This window comes from Streptomyces sp. M92 (assembly GCF_028473745.1).
Lineage (GTDB): Bacteria > Actinomycetota > Actinomycetes > Streptomycetales > Streptomycetaceae > Streptomyces.
Window position 1 is genome coordinate 7,390,629 of the sequence record NZ_CP101137.1, and the last position, 22,080, is coordinate 7,412,708.

General features: G+C 70.1%; 24 protein-coding genes and 1 tRNA gene. 16 read left to right on the forward strand and 9 right to left on the reverse strand.

Annotated elements, in window-relative coordinates; genetic code table 11:
• Positions 1 to 2: 2 nt before the first annotated feature.
• Complete coding sequence (locus tag M6G08_RS34055) at positions 3 to 995, reverse strand: SMI1/KNR4 family protein (RefSeq protein WP_272590978.1); 993 nt, start codon at positions 993 to 995, stop codon at positions 3 to 5.
• 286 nt (positions 996 to 1,281) lie between these two features.
• Between M6G08_RS34055 and M6G08_RS34060 the strand changes: the two genes are divergently transcribed.
• Positions 1,282 to 1,812, forward strand: coding sequence for a YwqJ-related putative deaminase (locus M6G08_RS34060; protein WP_272590979.1), 531 nt, complete (start codon positions 1,282 to 1,284; stop codon positions 1,810 to 1,812).
• Between the two features lie 82 nt (positions 1,813 to 1,894).
• Positions 1,895 to 2,389 (forward strand): SUKH-3 domain-containing protein, encoded by a 495-nt coding sequence (locus tag M6G08_RS34065; protein ID WP_272590980.1) that lies wholly within the window; start codon positions 1,895 to 1,897, stop codon positions 2,387 to 2,389.
• Between the two features lie 20 nt (positions 2,390 to 2,409).
• Here M6G08_RS34065 and M6G08_RS34070 read toward each other — a convergent pair whose 3' ends face one another.
• Positions 2,410 to 3,735: a sensor histidine kinase gene (locus M6G08_RS34070; protein WP_272590981.1), complete on the reverse strand. Its 1,326-nt coding sequence runs from the start codon at positions 3,733 to 3,735 to the stop codon at positions 2,410 to 2,412.
• A gap of 134 nt (positions 3,736 to 3,869) precedes the next feature.
• Here M6G08_RS34070 and M6G08_RS34075 point away from each other — a divergent pair, with 134 nt between their 5' ends.
• From M6G08_RS34075 to M6G08_RS34105, 7 genes are all read left to right on the forward strand, one after another.
• On the forward strand, positions 3,870 to 4,730 hold the full coding sequence (locus M6G08_RS34075) for a hypothetical protein (RefSeq protein WP_272590982.1): 861 nt from the start codon (positions 3,870 to 3,872) through the stop codon (positions 4,728 to 4,730).
• A gap of 14 nt (positions 4,731 to 4,744) precedes the next feature.
• Positions 4,745 to 4,820: transfer RNA gene (locus tag M6G08_RS34080), tRNA-Gln, on the forward strand.
• A gap of 122 nt (positions 4,821 to 4,942) precedes the next feature.
• Complete coding sequence (gene glmU, locus M6G08_RS34085) at positions 4,943 to 6,391, forward strand: bifunctional UDP-N-acetylglucosamine diphosphorylase/glucosamine-1-phosphate N-acetyltransferase GlmU (protein WP_272590983.1); 1,449 nt, start codon at positions 4,943 to 4,945, stop codon at positions 6,389 to 6,391.
• A gap of 131 nt (positions 6,392 to 6,522) precedes the next feature.
• Positions 6,523 to 7,497, forward strand: a complete 975-nt coding sequence (locus M6G08_RS34090) for a ribose-phosphate diphosphokinase (RefSeq protein WP_073729275.1) — start codon at positions 6,523 to 6,525, stop codon at positions 7,495 to 7,497.
• Positions 7,498 to 7,702: 205 nt separating this feature from the next.
• Positions 7,703 to 8,293, forward strand: a complete 591-nt coding sequence (locus M6G08_RS34095; protein ID WP_272590984.1) for a 50S ribosomal protein L25/general stress protein Ctc — start codon at positions 7,703 to 7,705, stop codon at positions 8,291 to 8,293.
• Positions 8,294 to 8,389: 96 nt separating this feature from the next.
• Positions 8,390 to 8,986, forward strand: a complete 597-nt coding sequence (pth, locus tag M6G08_RS34100) for an aminoacyl-tRNA hydrolase (protein WP_272590985.1) — start codon at positions 8,390 to 8,392, stop codon at positions 8,984 to 8,986.
• Between the two features lie 52 nt (positions 8,987 to 9,038).
• On the forward strand, positions 9,039 to 9,557 hold the full coding sequence (locus tag M6G08_RS34105) for a hypothetical protein (RefSeq protein WP_383142378.1): 519 nt from the start codon (positions 9,039 to 9,041) through the stop codon (positions 9,555 to 9,557).
• A gap of 81 nt (positions 9,558 to 9,638) precedes the next feature.
• Here the strand turns inward: M6G08_RS34105 and ppc are convergent, their stop codons facing one another.
• Positions 9,639 to 12,374: a phosphoenolpyruvate carboxylase gene (gene ppc / locus M6G08_RS34110; protein WP_272590987.1), complete on the reverse strand. Its 2,736-nt coding sequence runs from the start codon at positions 12,372 to 12,374 to the stop codon at positions 9,639 to 9,641.
• A 291-nt stretch (positions 12,375 to 12,665) separates the two neighbouring features.
• On the opposite strand from ppc, the gene M6G08_RS34115 reads away from it, so the two are divergent.
• The 3 genes from M6G08_RS34115 to M6G08_RS34125 are packed head-to-tail and all read left to right on the forward strand — an operon-like array spanning position 12,666 to position 15,557.
• Complete coding sequence (locus tag M6G08_RS34115) at positions 12,666 to 13,685, forward strand: acyl-CoA desaturase (protein WP_272590988.1); 1,020 nt, start codon at positions 12,666 to 12,668, stop codon at positions 13,683 to 13,685.
• The gene (locus M6G08_RS34120; protein WP_272590989.1) at positions 13,682 to 14,359 is read left to right on the forward strand and encodes a TetR/AcrR family transcriptional regulator; all 678 of its coding nucleotides are present in this window, start codon (positions 13,682 to 13,684) and stop codon (positions 14,357 to 14,359) included. Before M6G08_RS34115 ends, M6G08_RS34120 begins: the two co-directional genes overlap by 4 nt.
• Before the next feature lie 22 nt (positions 14,360 to 14,381).
• Entirely contained in the window at positions 14,382 to 15,557 is a 1,176-nt protein-coding gene (locus tag M6G08_RS34125) for a CaiB/BaiF CoA transferase family protein (protein ID WP_272590990.1), read from the forward strand.
• 70 nt (positions 15,558 to 15,627) lie between these two features.
• Here M6G08_RS34125 and M6G08_RS34130 read toward each other — a convergent pair whose 3' ends face one another.
• Positions 15,628 to 16,005 (reverse strand): VOC family protein, encoded by a 378-nt coding sequence (locus M6G08_RS34130; protein WP_272590991.1) that lies wholly within the window; start codon positions 16,003 to 16,005, stop codon positions 15,628 to 15,630.
• Positions 16,002 to 16,823 (reverse strand): trans-aconitate 2-methyltransferase, encoded by an 822-nt coding sequence (locus tag M6G08_RS34135; protein WP_272590992.1) that lies wholly within the window; start codon positions 16,821 to 16,823, stop codon positions 16,002 to 16,004. The genes M6G08_RS34130 and M6G08_RS34135 overlap by 4 nt, the downstream gene beginning before the upstream one ends.
• A 118-nt stretch (positions 16,824 to 16,941) precedes the next feature.
• Here M6G08_RS34135 and tamR point away from each other — a divergent pair, with 118 nt between their 5' ends.
• Positions 16,942 to 17,439, forward strand: coding sequence for a MarR family transcriptional regulator TamR (gene tamR / locus M6G08_RS34140; RefSeq protein ID WP_272590993.1), 498 nt, complete (start codon positions 16,942 to 16,944; stop codon positions 17,437 to 17,439).
• Here tamR and M6G08_RS34145 read toward each other — a convergent pair.
• Complete coding sequence (locus M6G08_RS34145) at positions 17,398 to 18,165, reverse strand: response regulator transcription factor (RefSeq protein WP_272590994.1); 768 nt, start codon at positions 18,163 to 18,165, stop codon at positions 17,398 to 17,400. The two genes, tamR and M6G08_RS34145, sit on opposite strands and share 42 nt — an antisense overlap.
• Before the next feature lie 310 nt (positions 18,166 to 18,475).
• Between M6G08_RS34145 and M6G08_RS34150 the strand changes: the two genes are divergently transcribed.
• Positions 18,476 to 18,934 carry a GNAT family N-acetyltransferase gene (locus tag M6G08_RS34150; RefSeq protein WP_272590995.1) on the forward strand — a complete coding sequence of 153 codons (459 nt, stop codon included), beginning with the start codon at positions 18,476 to 18,478 and terminating at the stop codon, positions 18,932 to 18,934.
• Between the two features lie 45 nt (positions 18,935 to 18,979).
• Here M6G08_RS34150 and M6G08_RS34155 read toward each other — a convergent pair whose 3' ends face one another.
• From M6G08_RS34155 to M6G08_RS34165, 3 genes are all read right to left on the reverse strand, one after another.
• Positions 18,980 to 19,579, reverse strand: a complete 600-nt coding sequence (locus M6G08_RS34155; protein ID WP_272590996.1) for a Uma2 family endonuclease — start codon at positions 19,577 to 19,579, stop codon at positions 18,980 to 18,982.
• Between the two features lie 62 nt (positions 19,580 to 19,641).
• The gene (locus tag M6G08_RS34160; protein ID WP_272590997.1) at positions 19,642 to 20,376 is read right to left on the reverse strand and encodes an ATP-binding protein; all 735 of its coding nucleotides are present in this window, start codon (positions 20,374 to 20,376) and stop codon (positions 19,642 to 19,644) included.
• Positions 20,373 to 20,570 carry a hypothetical protein gene (locus tag M6G08_RS34165; protein WP_272590998.1) on the reverse strand — a complete coding sequence of 66 codons (198 nt, stop codon included), beginning with the start codon at positions 20,568 to 20,570 and terminating at the stop codon, positions 20,373 to 20,375. Before M6G08_RS34165 ends, M6G08_RS34160 begins: the two co-directional genes overlap by 4 nt.
• Positions 20,571 to 20,991: 421 nt before the next feature.
• Here M6G08_RS34165 and M6G08_RS34170 point away from each other — a divergent pair, with 421 nt between their 5' ends.
• Together M6G08_RS34170 and M6G08_RS34175 are read left to right on the forward strand one after the other, a co-directional pair.
• On the forward strand, positions 20,992 to 21,858 hold the full coding sequence (locus tag M6G08_RS34170; protein WP_272590999.1) for a helix-turn-helix domain-containing protein: 867 nt from the start codon (positions 20,992 to 20,994) through the stop codon (positions 21,856 to 21,858).
• Positions 21,855 to 22,079, forward strand: coding sequence for a DUF397 domain-containing protein (locus M6G08_RS34175; RefSeq protein WP_272591000.1), 225 nt, complete (start codon positions 21,855 to 21,857; stop codon positions 22,077 to 22,079). Before M6G08_RS34170 ends, M6G08_RS34175 begins: the two co-directional genes overlap by 4 nt.
• Position 22,080: the final 1 nt, after the last annotated feature.

Genomic DNA, 22,080 nt, shown 5'->3' on the forward strand with positions numbered 1-22,080 from the left:
GCTCACTCCCCTACCGACGCCGACACGGGCACCGCACGCGCGAAACCGCCGTCCACCATCAGGTTCGCCACCGTCTCCAACTCCGGCGGAGAACCCGCCAGCCGCGACAGGAACGCGTCGAAATCCTCACCGCACGGCAGCAGCAACCGCTCCACCCGATCCGCCGGCGCCAACGACGGATCCACGTCCCGCACATCGTCGTACGCGCAGAACCACACCGAACCGATCCGCTCGCCCTTCACCTTCACCGCGAGCAGACCACCCTGCACGAACGCGACGCCCAGATAGTCCTTCGTCAGATGGTCCCGCAGACACTTGTTCACATACACCAGGTCATTGACCGCCGCCTCCTCACGCACCGTGAAGAACGGCTGGTCCACCAGCAGCCCCAGCTCCGCGTCCAACGCCGTACCCACCGGCGCACAGCCACCCGCCGCCTTCAGGAACGACCGGTACGCACCCGGCAGCCGGTACCCGAGGTCCTCCTCGACCCCCTGCACCTGCTGCTCCGACACCGCCACACCCGACTTCGGCAGCCCGAAGTGCGCCGGACGCGTCTCCTGCAACGGCCGCGTACCACGCTTGCCCTGGTCCACCGCCGCCGTCGCGATCCCACCGTGGTGCCGCAGCAGCGCCTTCACCTCGACCGGCACCAGCTCCATCCGCCGCGCCCCCGCCACGTGGTGCCACGTCCAGCCGTGCGGCGTCGCCACCGCCGGCACCGTGTCCCACAGCTCGTGGCCCGACGCCGACAACGCCGCGTTCGCCGAGACATAGTCCGTCAACCGCAGTTCGTCGACCCCGAAACCCTCCGGCGGATCGGCGATCTCCGCCACCGCGCGGGCGTACGGCGAGAAGACCGGGTAACCACCCTCGTCCACCCGTACCCCTCTCGGGTGACGGGCCGCCCGCACCGGATCCGGGAAATGCACGACCTGCCCGGCATAGGCCGCGTTCGGCGGCGCGGCCGCTTGCCCGAGCCGACCTGTCGTCATGGCGGTTGCCCCCTGCGGCGTCTGTCTGATCTGCCTGATCTGTCTGTCTGCACTGTCTCGTCACCGCACGCGAACGCGGTGCCGACAGCCTATGCGGTACGACGAGAGGGGTCACCGGCCCGGACCCCACACCCGGCACACCCCCCTCCGCTTCCGTGACCAGACGTCACCCTCCCGTGACGGAACGCCCATAACCGGGCGTGTCACCACGCCCCAGCTTCCGCAGCAGCCACGCGATTTGGCACTCTGTGACCTTCGGGGGGATGTTCAGGAGGGGAAAATGATCATGAGTGCGACACAGACCGGACCCCACACCGGACGATCCGACGACCCCCGAAGCGGCGACCCCCGCATCGGCTGGAGCAGCGCGGACGCCCACCACGCACCCACCCTCCTGCACCGCCGCGACGGCATACTCCCCACCGTCGCCGCCGCCCTCTCCGTCCGCGGCACCACCCTCACCGGCACCCCCACCCGTGCCGACACACCCCCCGCCCTGCACCACCTCGTACAGGACTTCCTCGACACCCTCACCAGCGGCCAACGCGACCGCTACACCGGCCGCTGCGCCGAAACCATCCTCATCTCACGCCACCTCGCCACCGCCGACGCCACCCGCAGCAAACGCGCCTCCCGCAAACCCATGACCAACGGCGAAGCCCGCAAAGCACTCAAACACGCCAAACTCACCACCCGCCGCATCCGCGAAGACGGCGACCCCCTCCACGGCAGCTTCGCCACCCCCTGCCGCGCCTGCACCGCCCTCAGCGCCCACTTCGGCGTCCGCATCGTCGACCCCACCACCGACGACACCTGACCCCGACGCCCAGCAGCCCGGCAACGGGACGCCCGGACGACCACACCCGCGCCGCACCACACCCGAAACGAACCAAGGGCAGATGCAAGCCGACCGCACCTCCACCACCCGCTTCCCCGTCCCCGTCGACGCCGCCCTCCGCGACGCCGGCTGGCAACCCGGACGCTGGGACATCAAACAGGCCGAAATCTGGGCCGACACCCTCCGCGAACACACCTCACCCGCAGGACACCGCCACACCGTCTTCCCCGCCGCCGTAGAAGCCTGGGCCGAATTCGGCGGCCTCCACATCACCCCCGCCGGCCCCGGCCGCCACATCGCCCCCGCCACCCTCCACCTCGACCCCCTCCACGGCCTCCACATGGCCCGCACCCTCGGCGACCTCGGCCGCGCCCTCGACACCCAGGCCTGCCCCCTCGGCACCGAAACCGACAGCCAGGCCCTCCTCGCCATCGACACCGAAGGCCGCGTCTACGCCCTCGACCACACCGGCGACTGGTACCTCGGCCCCGACATCGACCAGGCCCTCGCCACCCTCGTCGCCGGCACCCGGCCCACCCGCCTCACCACCGGCTGACCACCCCGCACAGCCCGCCACTACGACGCCGCCGGAATCACCGCCGACACCCGGAAACCCCCCGCATCCGTCGGCCCCGACACGAACACACCCCCCAGAGCCGCCACCCGCTCCTTCATCCCCACCAGCCCATTACCGCCCGACGGCAACCGCGCCCCCGACTCCTCCGACGACCCCACCGGCGGCGGCTCGTTCTCCACCTGCATCGCGATCTCCGACACCCGATGCGCCAACCGCACATACGTCTTCGCACCCGCCGCATGCTTGTGCACGTTCGTCAACGCCTCCTGCACCACCCGGAACGCCGTCGACTCCACCACCGCCGGATACGACCGCTCCTCCCCCTGCACCGACAGATCCACGACCATCCCGGCCGCCTCCGACTGCCCGATCAACTCGTCCAGCTCCGACAGACACGGCCCCTCACCCGACCGCTCCCCGTCGTCCGCCGCCCGCGAAGCCGCCGCCGCCGCAGCCACCCCCACCGCCGCCAACGGCACCGCCGCCCGCTCCGCCCGCGCACCCTCCCCACCACTGCGCAGCACCCCGAGCATCTCCCGCAACTCCGTCAGCGCCTGCCGCCCCATGTCCCCCACCAGCGCGGCATTCTTCACCGCCTTCTCCGGATCCTTCCGCGCCACCGCCTGCAACGCCGCCGCGTGCACCACCATCAGACTCACCCGGTGCGCCACCACGTCATGCATCTCCCGCGCGATCCGCGTCCGCTCCTCACCCCGCGCCCACTCCGCGCGCTCCTCCGCCCGCTCCGCGAGCAACTGCAGCTCCCGCTCCAGACTGTCCGCCCGCTCCCGCAGACTCTCCATCAACCGCCGCCGCTGCCCCACGTACAGACCCAGCAGCAACGGCGGCGCGGTCATCCCCAGCGACGTCGCGATCGACGCGAACGGAAGAAACCAGTCCCCCAGCTCCAGGCCGTCCCGCCGCATGTCCTGCCCCAGCCGCACGAACGTCACGATCAACGTCCCCAGGAACGTCATCCCGGCCAGCGCCCCGATGACCCGCCGCGGCAACTCCGACGCCGCCAGCGTGTACAGACCGACGATGCCCATCAGGAAACCCATCTGCGCCGGCGTGATGGCGATCGCCACCAGCACCACCGCGATCGGATACCTCCGCCGCACCACCAGCACCGAACCGGCCAACACCCCGAAGACGACCCCCGCCGCCAACGGAATCCCGGCGTCCCGAGCGAACGGAATCCCCTCCGCCGCGCACTCCAACGCGGACACGGCACCGAGGCTCACATCGAGCACCGCACCGCGCCGCCTGCCCCACCACCAAGGCCCACCCCGGGCCGGTGCGTGGTCTTCCCCCGTCGTGGTCATGGCTCCAGCCTACGGGCGCCGGGCGCCCCATTTCCGGTGACTTTCGACAAACGATACGACGCGATATCCCTCGAACTGGTGAACCCTGCGCCGTACGGCGCCGGAGGCGAAGATTCCGGCCGGACGGTATGCCCATGGCACGTTCAGGGAACAAGTACGCGGACTTCGAAGGGTTGCGGGAGCGGGCGGTGGCGCTGCGGCGGGCCGGCTACAGCCTTCGGCAGATCCGCGACGAGTTGAAGGTCTTCAACAACGACATCCTCAACCGGCTAGTGAAGGGCGAGCCGCCACCGGAATGGACAAAGCGCCCGCGAGCGAAGGACGACCTACGCGCGAAGGCCAGGGAGCTACGCCTCCAGGGCTGGACGTACGACCAAATCGAAGCCGAGCTGGGCTGCTCGAAGGGCTCGATCTCCTTGTGGGTGCGCGACCTGCCGAAACCGGAACGACGTGACCCAACGGAACAGGCCAAGTTGGCTGCACGCAAGCGCTGGGAGCATGAACTGGCGGTGCGGGAGGAGCGACGGCAGCAAACCAAGGAGGCAGCGGCAGCGGAAATCGGTGCTCTGTCCGACCGTGATCTGTTCTTGGTAGGCGTGGCCCTCTACTGGGCTGAGGGCACCAAGGACAAGCCCCACGCTCGGCGCGAGCGAGTCACCTTCGTCAACAGCGACGCCGACATGATCCGCCTCTTCCTCTCGTGGCTTGCCCTGCTCGACGTCGAGCGGGAGCACATCACCTACCGCGTGATGATTCACGAGACGGCCGATGTCGAGTCAGCGGAGGCTTACTGGGCAGATGTCGTCCAGGCTGACCGCAGCTCCTTCGGCAAGACGACGCTCAAGCGACACAACCCGAAGACCGTGCGCAAGAATACGGGTGACGACTACCGCGGTTGCCTCGTGCTCACCGTGCGACAGAGCGCCGAGTTGTACCGGCGCATCGAAGGCTGGTGGACGGGAATCGTTGCTGGCGCCATCACACGACTCCGGTAAGGTCTGACGCACGTTCCCCCGTGGTGTAACTGGCAGCACACTAGATTTTGGATCTAGCAGGACAAGGTTCGAATCCTTGCGGGGGAGCCACTGCGCACGGCCTCGATGCGGGCCCTGACCACACCGTCAGGGCCCGCACTCATACCCCCCACAAACCACCCCGGTATCCTGCGGATGTCCACCCCCACCCCCTCAAAGCCGAAGGGCATCCCGTGAGCGCCATTCGCCCGGCAGCCGTCGTCGTTCTCGCAGCGGGTGAGGGCACCCGTATGAAGTCGGCCACACCCAAGGTCCTCCACGAGCTGTGCGGCCGTTCCCTCGTCGGGCACGTGCTCGCCGCCGCCGGTGAGCTGGACCCCGAGAACCTGGTCGCCGTCGTCGGGCACGCCCGCGAGAAGGTCACCGCGCACCTCGCCGAGGTCGCCCCCGACGTCCGTACCGCCGTCCAGGAGCAGCAGAACGGCACGGGTCACGCGGTCCGGATGGGGCTGGAGGCGCTGGGCGGTGCCGTGGACGGGACCGTGGTGGTCGTCTGCGGTGACACTCCCCTCCTCACCGGCGAGACGCTGCGGGCCCTGGCGGCCACGCACTCCGCCGACGGGAACGCGGTGACGGTGCTGACGGCTGAGGTGCCGAACGCGACGGGGTACGGCCGGATCGTGCGGGACGGGGCCTCGGGCGCCGTGACGGCGATCGTGGAGCACAAGGACGCGTCCGAGTCGCAGCGGGCGATCCGGGAGATCAATTCCGGCGTCTTCGCCTTCGACGGGCGGCTGCTCGCCGACGCGCTGGGCAAGGTGCGGACGGACAACAGCCAGGGCGAGGAGTACCTCACCGACGTGCTCGGGATTCTGCGCGAGGCCGGTCACCGGGTCGGTGCGTCGGTTGCCGGTGATCACCGGGAGATCGCGGGGATCAACAACCGGGTGCAGCTGGCCGAGGCCCGCCGGATTCTGAACGAGCGGCTGCTGACTCGGGCGATGCTGGCCGGCGTGACGGTGGTGGACCCGGCGACGACGTGGGTCGATGTGACGGTGACGTTCGAGCAGGATGCCGTCGTGCATCCGGGTACGCAGCTCGAGGGTTCCACTCACCTGGGCGAGGGGTGTGAGGTCGGGCCGAATTCCCGACTCACCGACACCCGTGTGGGTGCGGGCGCCCGTGTCGACAACACCGTCTCTCTCGGTGCCGACGTCGGTCCGGAGGCGACCGTGGGTCCGTTCGCGTACCTGCGTCCGGGGACTCGCCTCGGGCTCAAGTCGAAGGTCGGGACGTACGTCGAGACGAAGAACGCCTCGATCGGTGAGGGGACGAAGGTCCCGCACCTCTCCTACGTGGGTGACGCGACGATCGGTGAGTACACCAACATCGGTGCGGCGAGCGTGTTCGTGAACTACGACGGGCAGGACAAGCACCACACGACCATCGGGTCGCACTGCCGTACGGGTTCGGACAACATGTTTGTGGCTCCTGTCACTGTCGGGGACGGGGCCTACACCGCCGCCGGCTCGGTGATCACGAAGGATGTGCCGCCCGGTTCGCTGGCCGTGGCCCGTGGCCAGCAGCGGAATATCGAGGGTTGGGTGGCTCGTAAGCGTCCGGGGAGCGCGGCGGCGAAGGCGGCCGGGGCGGCGGCTCCGGAGGCCGGTGGCGAAGGCTGACCGGAAACCGGTGCGTCGAACTGGGCGTACCGTGATAAGTGCACATCCGCACCCCACCAGCTGAGACGCCCCCGCGGCCAGCGGGAGAGCGCTCGTGACGCTCAGCTGCGAACCTCTGAGGAGAAAGTGCTGTGACCGGGATCAAGACGACCGGCGAGAAGAAGCTGATGTTCTTCTCCGGCCGCGCCCACCCCGAGCTTGCCGAGGAGGTCGCCCATCAGCTGGGTGTCGGGGTCGTCCCGACGAAGGCCTTCGACTTCGCCAACGGCGAGATCTATGTGCGTTATCAGGAGTCGGCGCGTGGTGCGGACTGTTTCCTGATCCAGAGCCACACGGCTCCGATCAACAAGTGGGTCATGGAGCAGTTGATCATGATCGACGCGTTGAAGCGTGCGTCGGCTCGCTCCATCACGGTCATCGTGCCGTTCTACGGTTACGCGCGGCAGGACAAGAAGCACCGGGGGCGTGAACCGATCTCGGCGCGTCTGATCGCGGATCTGATGAAGACCGCGGGTGCGGACCGGATTCTGGCGGTGGATCTGCACACGGACCAGATCCAGGGCTTCTTCGACGGTCCGGTGGACCACCTGTTCGCGTTGCCGCTGCTGGCGGACTACGTGGGTGCGAAGGTGGACCGTTCGAAGCTGACGGTGGTGTCGCCGGACGCGGGCCGGGTGCGGGTGGCGGACCGTTGGTGTGACCGTCTGGGTGCGCCGCTGGCGATCGTGCACAAGCGGCGTGACAAGGACGTGGCGAATCAGGTCACGGTGCATGAGGTCGTGGGTGACGTGAAGGGGCGTATCTGCGTCCTGGTCGACGACATGATCGACACGGGTGGCACGATCTGTGCCGCTGCGGACGCGTTGTTCGCGCATGGTGCGGAGGACGTGATCGTGACGGCGACGCACGGTGTGCTGTCGGGTCCGGCGGCGGACCGGCTGAAGAATTCGAAGGTGAGTGAGTTCGTGTTCACGGACACGCTGCCGACGCCGTCCGAGCTGGAGCTGGACAAGATCACGGTGCTGTCGATCGCGCCGACGATCGCGCGTGCGGTGCGTGAGGTGTTCGAGGACGGTTCGGTGACGAGCCTGTTCGACGAGCAGTGAGCGTTCTGCAGTAACCGTTCTGCACAGCGCTGAGATCGTTTTGGGTGCGGCCTCCCTCTCCGAGTAGACTGCTGAAGTTGCTCGGCGAGGGAGGCCGTGCCCGTTTTCTCGGCGGGTGGTGGCTGTCCGTTATCGACGCGCTCTTCGTAGCAGGCCGTTCGTGGCCGGGTGACCACGTCCGTTTCTACCTCTACGAGGAGTGATCATGTCCGAGGTGAAGATCGCCGCCGCGACGCGCACCGAGTTCGGCAAGGGCGCTGCCCGCCGTATCCGTCGTGAAGACAACGTTCCCGGTGTCCTGTACGGCCACGGTTCGGACCCGCTGCACCTGACCCTGCCGGGCCACGCCCTGCTGCTGGCGCTGCGTACGCCGAACGTCCTGATCGCGCTGGACATCGACGGCAAGACGAACGAGCTGGCGATCCCGAAGTCGGTCCAGCGTGACCCGATCAAGGGCTTCCTGGAGCACGTCGACCTGCAGCTGGTGCAGCGCGGCGAGACCGTGACGGTCGAGATCCCGGTGCAGGCCGAGGGTGAGCTGGCCCCGGGTGGCAATCTGCTGGAGTACGTCCTGGACGCGCTGCCGGTCGAGGCCGAGGCCACGCACATCCCGGAGCAGGTCGTCGTGTCGGTGGCGGGTCTGGAGGCCGGTGCCTCGATCCTGGCCAAGGACGTCAAGCTGCCGGCCGGTGTGAAGCTGGCCGTCGAGGACGACGCCGTGGTGCTGCAGGTCCTGGCGTCGCAGGCGGAGGAGCCGGCGGCCGAGGGTGAGGGCGAAGAGGCCGCCGAGGCCTGATCGTCTCCCTTACGGTCATTGTGTGGTCGGCCGCTGTTCCCGTGCGGGGGCAGCGGCCGACGCGTATGTGTGGACGGACGCGAAGGAGACAGGGACGTGACGACGGACGCGGGTGCGCCCTGGTTGGTGGCCGGTCTCGGCAACCCGGGGGCCGAGTACGCCGCGAACCGGCACAACGTCGGTTTCATGGTGGCGGATCTGCTGGCGGAGCGGATGGGGGCGCGGTTCAAGCGGCACGGCAAGGCGCAGGCGCAGGTGGTGGAGGGGCGGATCGGTCCGCCCGGGCCGGCGAACCGGCGGGTGGTTCTGGCGAAGCCGATGTCGTTCATGAACGTGTCGGGCGGTCCGGTGACGGTGTTGCGGGACTTTTACAAGGTCCCGGTGGGCAACGTCGTGGCGGTGCACGACGAGCTGGACATCGACTACGGGGTGCTGCGGCTGAAGCTGGGCGGCGGGGACAACGGGCACAACGGGCTGAAGTCGATCACCAGGTCGCTGGGGTCGGACTATCACCGGGTGCGGTTCGGGATCGGGCGGCCGCCGGGGCGGATGCCGGTGGCGGATTTCGTGCTGAAGGACTTCTCGTCGGCGGAGCGCAAGGAGCTGGACTACTTCGTGGACCGGGCGGCGGATGCGGTGGAGGCTCTGGTGATCGAGGGGCTGGAGCGGGCGCAGAGCACGTACAACTCGTGACTTGTCCGTGGGTGGTATGCGGATGAGTTGACCGGCCGTGCAGGCATGGCCAATGATCCCGGCCATGCCTGCCTCAGCCGTCGCCGCTCCTCGCCCTCGTCCCCGTCGGGTCGCCCGGGCCGTCCTCGGGTTCGGGCGGGTCGCGGTGATGGGGACGGTGGCGGTGCTGCTGCTGATCGCCGGGGTGTGGGCGTCGTGGGGTACGGCGCAGCACGTGATGCTGACCAAGGGGCGTGAGCGGGGGACCGTCGAGGTGACGCGGTGCGGCGACGGTGTGTGCAGTGGTCCGTACGCGCCGGTGTCGGCGGGGTCGCGGGCGCGGGGCCGGGTGGTGCTGGAGGACTCGGTGGCCGTTGCGGAGGGGCGGACGTACTCCGTGGTGGTGAAGCCGGGCGGTGTCGGTGTGGTGCGGTCGGGGCCGGCGGGGGTGCTGTACGCGTGGGTGCCGATGGGTGGGGCGTTGTTGCTGGCGTCCGTGGTGGTGGCCGGGGGGTTGCGGCGGACTCGGGTGGCGTGGGGGATGGCGGGGGCCGGTGTGGTGTTGCTGACGGCGGCGTTCTTCGCGGTGTGAGTGGCGCCGTGTGTACGACGTGACGGTGCCCCGGGCTCTGGTGAGTCCGGGGCACCGTTGTTTTTCGGCCGTGGGGGTTGGTCAGCCGGTGTTGCGCAGGCCGGCGGCGACTCCGTTGACGGTGAGGAGGAGGGCTCGGGCGAGCAGGGGGTCGGGGGTCTCGCCCGCGGCGGCGGCCTCGCGCTGGCGGCCGAGGAGGGCGACCTGGAGGTAGGAGATCGGGTCGAGGTAGGCGTCGCGGATGGTGAAGGTCTGCTTGAGGACGGGGTCGGCGTCGAGCAGTTCCTTCTCGCCGGTGACGCGCAGCACCTCGGCGACGGTGAGTTCGTGTTCGGCCTTGATCCGGTCGAAGACGTGCTTGAGCTCGTCGGGGACGAGGGTGTCGACGTAGTGCTGGGCGATGCGCAGGTCGGTCTTGGCGAGGGTCATCTCGACGTTGGAGATGAAGTTGCGGAAGAAGTGCCACTGCTGGTGCATCTCGTCGAGGACGGTGTCCAGGCCGGCCTCGCGCAGGGCCTTGAGGCCGGAGCCGACGCCGTACCAGCCGGGGACGATCTGCCGTGACTGGGTCCAGCCGAACACCCAGGGGATGGCGCGCAGTCCGTCGAGGGAGACGCCGGAGCCGGGGCGGCGGGAGGGCCGGGAGCCCAGGTGGAGGTCGGCGAGCTGGTCGACGGGCGTGGAGGCCAGGAAGTACGTCGGCAGGTCGGGGTCCTCGACGAGCCCCCGGTAGGCCGTGTGGGCGGCGTCGGAGACGACGTCCATGGCGGCGTCCCAGCGGGCGAGGGCCTCGTCGGACTGGCGGGGTGCGGTGTGCAGGGCGGAGGCCTGGAGGGTGGCCGCGACGGTCAGTTCCAGGTTCTCCCTGGCGAGGGAGGGGATGAGGTACTTGTCGGAGATGACCTCGCCCTGCTCGGTGACCTTGATCTCGCCTTCGAGGGTGCCCCAGGGCTGGGCGAGGATGGCGTCGTGGGTGGGGCCGCCGCCGCGGCCGACGGTGCCGCCGCGGCCGTGGAAGAGGCGCAGGCGTACGCCGTAGCGGTGGGCGACGTCGCGCAGGCGGCGCTGGGCGCGGTGGATCTCCCACTGGCTGGTGGTGATGCCGCCGAACTTGGAGGAGTCGGAGTAGCCGAGCATGACCTCCTGGACGTCGCCGCGCAGGGCGACCAGGCGCCGGTAGGAGGGGTCGGCGAGGAGGTCCTCGAGGATGGTGTCGGCGGCCTTGAGTTCGTCGGTGGTCTCCAGGAGCGGCACGATGCCGATCTTGGCCCAGCCGGCGTGGAGGTCGATGAGTCCGGCCTCGCGGGCGAGTACGGCGGCGGCGAAGACGTCGTCGGCGCCCTGGCACATGGAGATGATGTAGGACTCGATGACCTCGGGGCCGAAGACCTCCAGGGCGCGCTTGACGGTCTGGAAGACGCCGAGGGTCTTCTCGCCGGCCGCGTCGACGGGTGCCGGGCTGGGTGCGAGCGGGCGCCGGGAGCGCAGTTCCTTGGCGAGGAGCTTGGCGCGGTACTCGCGGGGCATGTCGGCGTAGCGCCAGGATTCCTCGCCGAGCCGGTCGAAGAGCTGGCCGAGGGCGTGGTGGTGGGCGTCGGCGTGTTCGCGGACGTCCATGGTGGCGAGCTGGAGGCCGAAGGCGGCGAGGGTGCGGATGGTGCGGGCGAGGCGGCCGTCGGCGAAGAGGCCGCCGCGGTGTTCGCGCAGGGAGGTCTGGACGATGCGCAGGTCGTCGAGGAGCTGTGCGGTGCCGAGGTAGTCGCGGCCGGCCTCGTGGGGGGTGCCCTTGGCGAGGCGCTGCTTGGTGTTCTCCAGCTTCTGCCGGATGCAGGTGGCCTTGAGCCGGTAGGGCTCCTCGGCGTTGAGGCGCTTGTAGCGGGGGCTGATCTCGGGCAGGCGTTCCAGGTCGGCCTGGAGGGAGGTGAGGAGTTCCTCGGTGGCGCCCGCGTAGCGGATGGAGTTGGAGAGGAAGCCGCGCAGTTCGTCGATCATCTCCAGGGCGTCGTTGATGCCGTGCTCGTGCTGGAGGATGAGGACGTCCCAGGTGACCTGGGGGGTGACGTTGGGGTTGCCGTCGCGGTCGCCGCCGATCCAGGTGCCGAAGGTGAGGGGGCGGGTGTCGTCGGGGAGCTTGACGCCGGCGCGTTCCAGTTCGGCGGTCAGGTCCTCCAGGACGTCGCCGACGGCGCCCGCGTGCAGTTCGTCGAGGTAGTAGATGGCGTTGCGGGCCTCGTCGGCGGGCTCGGGGCGGACCACGCGCAGTTCGTCGGTCTGCCACACCAGGTCGATGTTCTCGGCGAGGCGGGTGTCGAGGCGGCGGCGGTCGGACTGGTTGACCGGGGTGTCGAGGAGGGCGGCGATGCGGCGCAGCTTGTTGAGGACGGAGCGGCGGGCGGCCTCGGTGGGGTGTGCGGTGAAGACGGGGCGCACGTTGAGGTTGCGGACGGTGTCGCGCAGGTGCTCGGGGTCGGCGTCCTTGAGGCGGTCGGCCGTTCGGGCGAGGAGTCCGCCTTCGGCTGCGCGCTTGGCGCCGAGTTCGCGGCCGCGGTGGACCTGTTCGGTGACGTTGGCGAGGTGGAAGTAGGTGGAGAAGGCACGTACCAGCTTGGCGGCGGTCTCCAGTTCGGTGCCGCGCAGCAGCTCGGCGGCGGCCTCGCCGTCCTCTCGGGTGAGGCGGCGGACCTTCTCGACGAGGTCCAGCAGTTCGGGGCCCTCCTGCCGTACGAGTGTTTCTCCGAGGAGGTCACCCAGTCGGCGGATGTCGGCACGCAGTTCGCTGCTGGTCGTCGTGGTGGTCTGGTCGTCGGCACTGCTCACAGGTGCGGCTCCTTGCAGTGTTGAAGCTCGTCTGGGAGGGAACCCGGACGGCGTCTCGCGCGGCGGGCGCCGCTTACGGGGCCGGACGTCCGGGAAGTATTCCGAGCGGACCGCGCTGTCCGACCGGCTCCCAGGATAGGTGTCGGCCAGGACGCGCAGGTTCTCGGGCTCTTGCCGCGGGGCGACGCACTGCCATACTTACGTCGCCGTAGGTTACGGAACCGTAGGAAAGTGTGCATGGTTCTGGCAGCCCGGCACCGGACACCACCCTCGACCCCACAGGGGACGCGCATGACCTCGAGTTCCGATGTGATCGCAGACGCTCCGAAGCCTCCTGAGCCGCCCGACGGCGGTTCCGCGTCTTCCGCGACGCTGGGGGGTGAGCAGAAGCGGTCCATCGAGCAGATCACGCTGTTGTTGTTCATCACCGTTCCGTTCCTGGCGCTGGTGGCGGCGGTGCCGCTGGCGTGGGGGTGGGGGGTGAGCTGGCTGGACCTGGGGCTGCTGGCCTTCTTCTACTTCCTGGGCTGCCACGGCATCACCATCGGCTTCCACCGTCACTTCACGCACGGCTCCTTCAAGGCGAAGCGGCCGCTGAAGATCGCGTTGGCGATCGCGGGTTCGATGGCGGTGGAGGGGCCGCTGGTGCGCTGGGTGGCGGACCACCGCAAGCACCACAAGTTCTCCGACGACGAGGGGGACCCGCATTCGCCGTGGCGGTACGGCGAGACGGTGCCGGCGCTGATCAAGGGCCTGTGGTGGGCGCACATCGCGTGGATGTTCGACGAGGAGCAGACGCCGCAGGAGAAGTACGCCCCGGATCTGATCAGGGACCCGGCGCTGCGTGCGATCTCCCGGCAGTTCATCCTGTGGACGGTGGTGTCGCTGGCTCTCCCGGCGCTGATCGGCGGGCTGGTCACGATGTCGTGGTGGGGCGCGTTCACCGGCTTCTTCTGGGGTTCACTCGTCCGGGTGGCTCTGTTGCACCACGTGACGTGGTCGATCAACTCGATCTGCCACGCGGTCGGCAAGCGTCCGTTCAAGTCGCGGGACCGCTCGGGCAACGTGTGGTGGCTGGCGGTCCTGTCGTGCGGTGAGTCGTGGCACAACCTGCACCACGCCGACCCGACGTCGGCGCGGCACGGTGTGATGCGCGGCCAGCTGGACTCGTCGGCGCGGCTGATCCGCTGGTTCGAGCAGTTCGGCTGGGCGTACGACGTGCGGTGGCCGTCACGCTCGCGTATCGATTCCCGCCGCAACACCGACCAAGGTTCCTCCCGGCGCCGGAAGGAAACCGTCGAGGCGGCATGATGGTCGCTGTGGCGACCGACTCCAGCAGCACCCCGAGCAATGAGAAGCCGCGGCGTGCGCGTCGCACCCGGATGACCGGTGCCGAGCGCCGCCAGCAGCTGCTGGAGATCGGTCGCACCCTCTTCGCGGCGAAGGGTTTCGAGGGCACGTCGGTGGAGGAGATCGCGGCGAAGGCCGGGGTTTCCAAGCCGGTGGTGTACGAGCACTTCGGCGGCAAGGAGGGGCTGTACGCGGTGGTGGTGGACCGGGAGATGCGGCGGCTGCTGGACATGGTGACCGGTTCCCTGACCGCGGGCCATCCGCGGGAGCTGTGCGAGCAGGCGGCGTTCGCCCTCCTGGACTACATCGAGGAGTACACGGACGGCTTCCGCATCCTGGTCCGTGACTCCCCCATCCCGCAGTCGACGGGTTCCTTCGCCTCCCTCATCTCGGACATCGCCACCCAGGTGGAGGACATCCTGGGCCGCGAGTTCAAGAGCCGCGGTTTCGACGCGAAGCTGGCCCCGCTGTACGCGCAGGCGCTGGTCGGCATGGTGGCGCTGACGGGGCAGTGGTGGCTGGACGTGCGCAAGCCGAAGAAGGCGGAGGTGGCGGCGCACCTGGTGAACCTGGCGTGGCACGGGCTGGACGGCCTGGAGCCGAAGCCGCGCCTGATAGGGCACCGGAAGAACTAGGACCGTACCGGAGCCGGAGCCCATGCAGCCGCTGCGCGGAATCACCGTCGTCTCACTCGAACAGGCGGTCGCCGCCCCCTACGCCAGCCGTCAGCTCGCCGATCTCGGCGCGCGGGTGATCAAGGTGGAGCGTCCGGGGCCGGGTGACTTCGCCCGCGCCTACGACACCCGGGTGAAGGGTCTGAGTTCGCACTTCGTGTGGGTGAACCGCAACAAGGAGTCCGTGACCCTCGACTTCAAGGACCCGCGGGGCATGGCGGTGCTGCGCCGGCTGATCGCGGGCGCGGACGTGTTCCTGCAGAACCTGGCGCCGGGTGCGGCGGCCCGTGCGGGGCTCGGTGCCGGGGAACTGCGGGAGCGGCACCCGTCGCTGATCGTGTGCGACATCTCCGGTTACGGCTCGCCCGGCCCGTACGAGGGCCGCAAGGCGTACGACCTGATGGTGCAGGCCGAGTCGGGGCTGCTGTCGGTGACGGGGACGCCCCAGGAGATGGCGAAGGTGGGCGTCTCGGTGTCGGACATCGCCGCCGGGATGTACGCGTACAGCTCGGTCCTGGCGGCGCTGCTGGAGCGGGGTCGCACGGGCCGGGGCGCGCATCTGGACGTGTCGATGCTGGAGGCCACCGTGGAGTGGATGGGCTTCCCGCTGTACTACGCCGTCGACGGCGCCGAGCCGCCGCGGCGGGCCGGTGCCGCGCACGCGACGATTCACCCGTACGGCCCCTTCACGGCGGGTGATGGGAAGGTCGTCATGATGGCGATCCAGAACGAGCGCGAGTGGCACGGTTTCTGTGCGGAGTTCCTGGGGCGTCCGGAGCTGGCCGAGCACCCGCGTTTCGCCACCAACGCGGACCGCAACACGCACCGGGAGGAGCTGGGCGAGCTGATCGCGGCCCGGTTCGCGGAGCTGACCGGCGCGGAGGCGGTCGAGCTGCTCGGTGCGGTGCCGGTGGCGAACGCGCGGGTGAACACGCTCGCCGAGGTGTGGGACCACCCGCAGCTGGCCGCGCGGGGGCGCCGGCACGAGGTGCCCACGCCGGCCGGTCCGGTGCCGGCGTTCGCGCCGCCGGGTCCGACGGGGGCGGCGCCCCGTATGGAGGCGGTCCCGGCGCTGGGCGAGCACACCCGGGCCGTCCTCGGGGAGCTGGGCCTGTCCGGGGAGGAGATCGACGCGTTGGTCGCGGCGGGGGTGGCGTGAGCGCCGCCGACCGGGATCGGTGCGGGTGCGCCGCTGACCGGGACCGGCGCGGGCGCGCCGCCGACCGGCGTCACGGCTCCCTCGGTGAGTCCGGTTCCAGGAACTCCAGGCGGTTGCCGACGGGGTCCGCGCAGTAGAAGCGCCGGTGGCCGGGGAGGGCGTCGTCCCAGGTCACGGGTGTGCCATGGGCTTCCAGCCTCGCGGCGTACGCGTCGATCCCGGTGACGCGGAGCCCGGGGTGGGCTTTGCGGGCGGGCCGGAAGCCGGTCGTCTCGACGCCCAGGTGGAGCTGGACCGTGCCGGTCCGGAACCAGCAGCCGCCGCGGGCGGCGAGCGCGGGCGGCTTGGGCACCTCGGTCAGGCCCAGGGCCCCGGCGTAGAAGGCGCGCAGTGCCTCCTCGGTGCCGGGCGGGGCGGCGAGCTGGACGTGGTCGACGGCGGTGATCACCGGTCGGCCTGCTTCCGGGCGACGGCGAAGATCCGGCGGAAGGGGAACTGGGTGCCGTGCGGCCCCGGCGGGTAGGCGGCGCGCAGGACGGTGCGGTACTCCTCGACGAAGGCGTCGCGGGCCTCCGGGTCGTCGTCGAGGGCGGTGAGCACGGGCCGCAGCCCCGTGCCCTTCACCCAGTCCAGTACGGGGTCGTCGCCGGGCAGCAGGTGGACGTACGTCGTCTCCCACACGTCGGCGGTGCAGCCTGCGGCGGCCAGGTGGGCGAGGTAGGCGCCGGGGGTGAGGACGGCGTCGTCGTGGCGGAGGGTGCCGGCGAGGCGGTGGCGCCAGCGCGGGGAGTGGGCGAGTTCGCGCATCAGGCGGTGGCTGGGGGCGGCGAAGTTGCCGGGGACCTGGAAGGCGAGGACGCCGCCGGGGGCGAGGCCCGCGATCCAGTCGGGGAACCGTTCCACGTGCGCGGGGATCCACTGGAGGGTGGCGTTGCTGATGACGAGGTCGTGGGGTTCGGCGGGGGCCCAGGTGCGGGCGTCGGCGGCGGCGAAGTCGAGGTGGCCGCCGTCTGCGGTGTCCCCGGTGTGCTGCCGGGCGCGTTCCAGCATCTCGGCGGAGTTGTCGTAGCCGGTGATGCGGGCGGTGGGCCAGCGGTCGGCGAGCAGGGTGGTGACGTTGCCGGGGCCGCAGCCGAGGTCGGCGATGCGGGGTCGGTCCCCGGGCAGGTCGGGGACACGGGCGAGGAGGTCGGCGAAGGGGCGGGCTCGGGGGCCGGCGTGGCGCAGGTACTGGGCGGGGTCCCAGGTGGGGGCGGTGGCGGGCATGAGGCCTCCAGAGGCGTGCGGTCCGTGCCGGGTACCCAGCGTCACTCCTCACTATCTCGACGTCAAGACAGTCGATGTCAAGAGACTTCACATCGACACAACCACTACACTGATCGTCATGGAGGACGAGGTCGATCGGCTGGTCGCAGCGTGGCGCCGGGAGCGCCCGGACCTCGACGTGGAACCGCTCGAGGTACTGAGCCGGGTCAGCAGGCTCGCCCGGCACCTGGACCGCGCCCGCCGCCTCGCCTTCTCCGAGCACAATCTCGAGCCGTGGGAGTTCGACGTCCTGACGGCACTGCGCCGCGCGGGCACCCCGTACCAGCTCTCCCCGGGCCAGCTCCTCACCCAGACCCTGGTCACCTCCGGCACGATGACCAACCGCATCGACCGCCTCGCCAAGAAGGGCCTGGTGGAACGCCTGCCCGACCCCAGCGACCGGCGCGGCGTGCTGGTCCGGCTCACGGACGAGGGCCGGGACCGCGCCGACCAGTCCCTGGCGGGCCTGCTGGCCCAGGAGCGCGCGATCCTGGCCGAGCTCTCCCGCGCCCAGCGCGGTGAACTGGCGGCCTTGCTACGCCAGCTGACCGCCCCGTTCGACAACATCCCCGGTTAGGTCGGCCGGCCCCACCCCGGCCCGCCGCGCCAGCGCGACGGCCGCGAGCGTCGAGTGCACGCCCAGCTTCCCCAGTACGTTCTGCATGTGGGTCCGCACGGTGTGCGGGGACAGGTACAGCCGCTCGGCGACCGCCTTGCGCCCGAGCCCGGCCACCATGCAGCGCAGCACCTCCCGCTCGCGCGGCGTCAGCGACTCCACCAGCCGCTCGCTCTCGGTGCGGTGCTTGCGGGCGGCGGTCAGCTCGCGCAGGACGCCGGTGAGCAGCGCGGGCGGCAGATGCGTCTCATCCCGCAGCACGCCCCGGATCACACTGAGCAGCCGCGACAGCGAGCAGTCCTTCGCCACCCACCCCGAGGCCCCGGCCCCCAGCGCGAGGGCCGCCCGCCGGGGATCGTCCTTCTCGGCGAGCACGACGGTCCGCACGCCCGGCTGCCCCGACCGCACCCCGGCGACCAGGGAGATCCCGTCGACCAGCCCGTCCTCGTTGCCCTCGCGCACCGGCACGGCGGGCCGCGCGCCGGGCACATGTCCGCCCAGGTCGGCGTCGACCAGCAGTACGTCGTACCGCCGCCCCTCGGACGCGGCCCGCTCCAGGCAGCGCAGCGCGGCCGGGCCGCTGCCGGCCGCGGAGACCTCCACGTCCGGCTCGGCCGCCAGCGCGGCGGCGAGCGACTCGGCGAAGATGCGATGGTCGTCGACGACCAGGACACGGATACGAACCACGAAACCCCCTCCCCCAGGCTCCTGACGGAGCAGGGGCACCCATCGTCTGTCCAGCCACGGAACGCGGAAGACGACACCGGCACGAGTACGGCGCCCGAAGCCCCGTAACCACCTGTGCGCTCGGCACTCGGGACGGGTCGCCGCAGCCGCACGGCCGCCGCCGTGCAGTGACCGCCACCCCCGCCCCGGGCGCCGTACCCGGCTGTCTCGCCCCCTGAACGGCACCGGCCCCCACCGGTGCTGTTCATCAGAGTACGGGCGGGCGCCGGGAGCGGAAGGCTATTTGCAGAACTGACCGCCCGACGCGTTTATGGTGAGCCGCATGTTTCGTCTCGTGACAGAAGTGGACAGGACACGGCGCGATCTGCTGCGCACCCGCCTCCGGGAGACGAACACGACGGCCTCGTCCGTCCTGCGTTCCCTGCGCGGAACCCCTCACGAACGCGAACACCCCCTGCACGTCTGGGCCCTCGACCAGTCGTCCGGCGCCCTGGCCGGCGGTCTCGTCGGCCACACCTGGGCGACCTGGCTGCACGTCACGTACCTGTGGGTCGACGACGGGTGCCGGGGGGCTGGACTGGGCTCGGCACTGCTCACGGAGGCGGAACGGACGGCCCGCGACGAACGGGGCTGCGCGGCGGCCCGCGTGGAGACGTGGGACTTCCAGGCCCCGGACTTCTACCGGAAGCAGGGGTACGAGGTGGTGTGCGTGATCCCGGACTATCCGCCGGGGGTCACGGAGTACACGCTGGTGAGGCGGCTGGGGTGAGCGGGCCGGCGACTACGGGTTCGGGTCCGGGGCCGGGTGGGGTCGTCACTCGGACTCCAGCCCCATGTCCTTCGCGCTGTAGCGGGGCAGCCCGGCCGTCTCGACGGTCCAGGCACCGAGCTCCGTGGCGAGGGTGACCGCCTTGCCGTACGGGAGGTGGAGCCGGTTCTCGTAGGCGGGGCGCCCCTCGGTCCGGCCGATGCTCCACTGGTAGGTCCAGGTGCCGTCGCGCGGGTCGAGGATCAGGTAGTGGGGGATGCCCATGGCTGGGTAGTCGCGGCTCTTGTCGCGGTAGTCGTTGTCGGGGTTGGAGGGGGAGACGATCTCGATCGCCAGGACGATCTCGTGGGGGTCGAGGGGGTCGTCGGTCTCCATGGCATCGTAGGAGCAGACATGCAGGTCGGGGACCCGGAGTTTGCCAAGCAGCTCGTCGTCGGTGTCGGTCGCCTCGAACACGCCCCAGCCGTCCGGCAGCTGCGGAGTGATCCGGTCCCGCACGCGCGTCGCCGTCAACTGGTGGCGCGGACGCGGACTCATCATCATGACGATCTTCCCGTCACTGATCTCGGGCCAGGCGAGGCCGGGCGGGGGTGTGAATTGGTCACGCATGTCGCGCAGTCGCCGGTACAGGGTCTGCTGAGTCATGGGTCCTCCCGGTCTCCAGTATGAAGGTGACCGCCTTCGGCTGCGGGCACGAATCGTCCCGCTCACCTCGCACCGCCCGAGGAGTCGGCCGCGGCCCCGACGGCGACCTCGGCCCAGACCGTCAGACCTCCACCCGCTCGCCGCGTCCCCCACCGTCCCGCCAGCGCATCGGTGATCAACAGACCTCGCCCGCGTTCACACTCCGCCCCGGCCGCAGTCGCCGACGGCGTACCGCCGCTCCTGCCGCTGTCGGTCACCCCGACCGTGACCACATCGCCGGTGAGAGCGCAGGCGATCGTGACGGTACGGCTGTCGCTGTGCTCCAGGGCGTTGGCGACCAGTTCGCCGATGATGACCACCAGGTCGTCGGTCACGTCGGACGACAGTCCCCACGACCGGCATGTGTCCCGGACGTAGTGCCTCGCGATCCGGGCGGAGGCGAGGTCCCTGCCGGGCAGCGCGAGCCGACCGTACGCAGTCGGCGTCGTCGACGCCCCGCCCACCGATCCTCCCTCTCCACAGGGGCACCCGCCCCGGGCCCCGGCGATGATCAGCGCGTCCGCGAGCGCGTCCGCCAACTGCCCCGCCAGGGAACGAAGCTCTCTGCTCCCTGGCTGCGACCCCTCCAGAAGTTCCCGCGCCCGCCCGAGCAGCCGCTCCCCGAGCCCGAGCTGCACCGCCTCCAGATGGTCGGCGATTCGGGAGACCGGCCCGTCTCCGTCCGTGATGAGCAACGCGGGCCGACCGTGACCGCCGGCCTCGGGCAGGAGCCGTACGCGGCCCGTCCCGTCGCTCACGACGCCACCGCCGGGCGGGCGTGGATGTCACGGGTGTCGAGGTCGACGCCGTAGGTGGCACACCAGAGGATGTCGCGGCGCAGGCGCTGGATACGGGCCTTCTCCTCGTCCTCGTACGCGGTGAGGTAGGGGCGGACGAGAGGCGTGGAGCTGCCGTCGATGGGGGCGTGCCAGTGGCGGACGGTGGCAGCCAAGGCGGCAGTTCGGCGCAGCCGCCGCGCGTCCGGCACTGAGCCTGTCCCCCTCCGCGCCGTCGCTGCCGACGGCGACAGTCTCTCGACTCGGCGATGGCGTCCGGTCGGCTCCAGGAAGAGCTGTGTCCAGCGGACGAGGTTCCTGCACAGGCGTCGCATGTATGCCCCTTCGGTTTTATTGGGCGCGAGGCAGGGATGCGGGGATGACCAGGCGTTCTCTCAATATCTGCCGCTGGCTCGACCATGTCTCCCCGCTGGCGCCAACATCCGTTGCCACTAGGCGAGTTGTCGCGAAGCTCTGCAAGCATCGTTGCTTGCGAGCAATATTTCTCGCAATAGTTCTCACTCGAAAGAGTCGCTGTCAGCGAAGGCGCCGAACGCCGACCATGCCGCCGCTACCGTGCGCACCAGGAGGTAGAACATGACCGACGCTCAGCCCAACCTGCACCGGAGGCGTCTTGGCCTGGAACTCCGGACGCTCCGCAAGGCGGCCGGAATGAGCCTCGCGGAGGCAGCCGATCGACTGGCGCTCTCCGGAGCCCCGGCACTCAGCAAGATCGAGAACGGCAAGCAGCGGGTGCCGCCCATAGCGCTTGCCGGCTTCTTCGAGGCGTACGGGCTCCAGAACACGGAGCGAGCCGACCGGCTACGCAGGCTGGCGACCCTCGCCAGTTCGGGAAGGCGCAGCAATCTCCTGGATCAGTACCGCCATTCCATCCGTGACCCCTTCGCCGAGTACCTGCACCTTGAGGACCTGGCGTCGAAGAGCGAGACATTCACCTGGCTGATCCCCGGACTGCTTCAGACGGCGGAGTACGCCCGTTCCATCGTCGAGCGCAGTCGGAAGTGGCAGACCAACCGGGAGATCGACAGCTTCGTCGAGTTGCGCATGGCACGACAGCAGACGCTGTCACGCCCCTCGCCCCTGCACCTCTGGTGCGTCCTGGACGAATCCGCACTGCACAGAGAAGTGGGCAGCAAGCAGGTCATGAAGGACCAGCTTGAGCACCTGCTCGACATCACCGACCGGCACAGGCACGTGACGGTTCAGGTGCTCCCCTTCACCCAAGGCGCCCATGCGGGCATCGACGGGCCGTTCCACCTGATGCACTTTCCCGCCGGTCCCCCTGTGGCCGTAGTGCAACCGATGACAACGTCCCTGTACCTGGAGGAAGATAGCGACATCGGGCGCTACGAAACCGCGTTCAACCACCTTCGCGCCGAAGCCCTCGACGCAGAGGCAACGCGACGCCACATCCACGATCTGATCAAGGACCGCTACACATGAACAAGAAGGTCGACCTCACCAACGCCGCCTGGATCAAGAGTGACCTGAGCGACGGAGGCGACAACTGTTTGGAGATCGCCTTCGTCGACGGTGTGGTCGCCATGCGGGATTCCAACGACGTGGGCGACCCCGATGCCCAGGTACTCATAGTCTCCGAGGACGACTATCGAGCTTTCGTCGGCGGCATAGGCAAGGGGCAGCGCAGTCTGCTGCTGCCCTAGC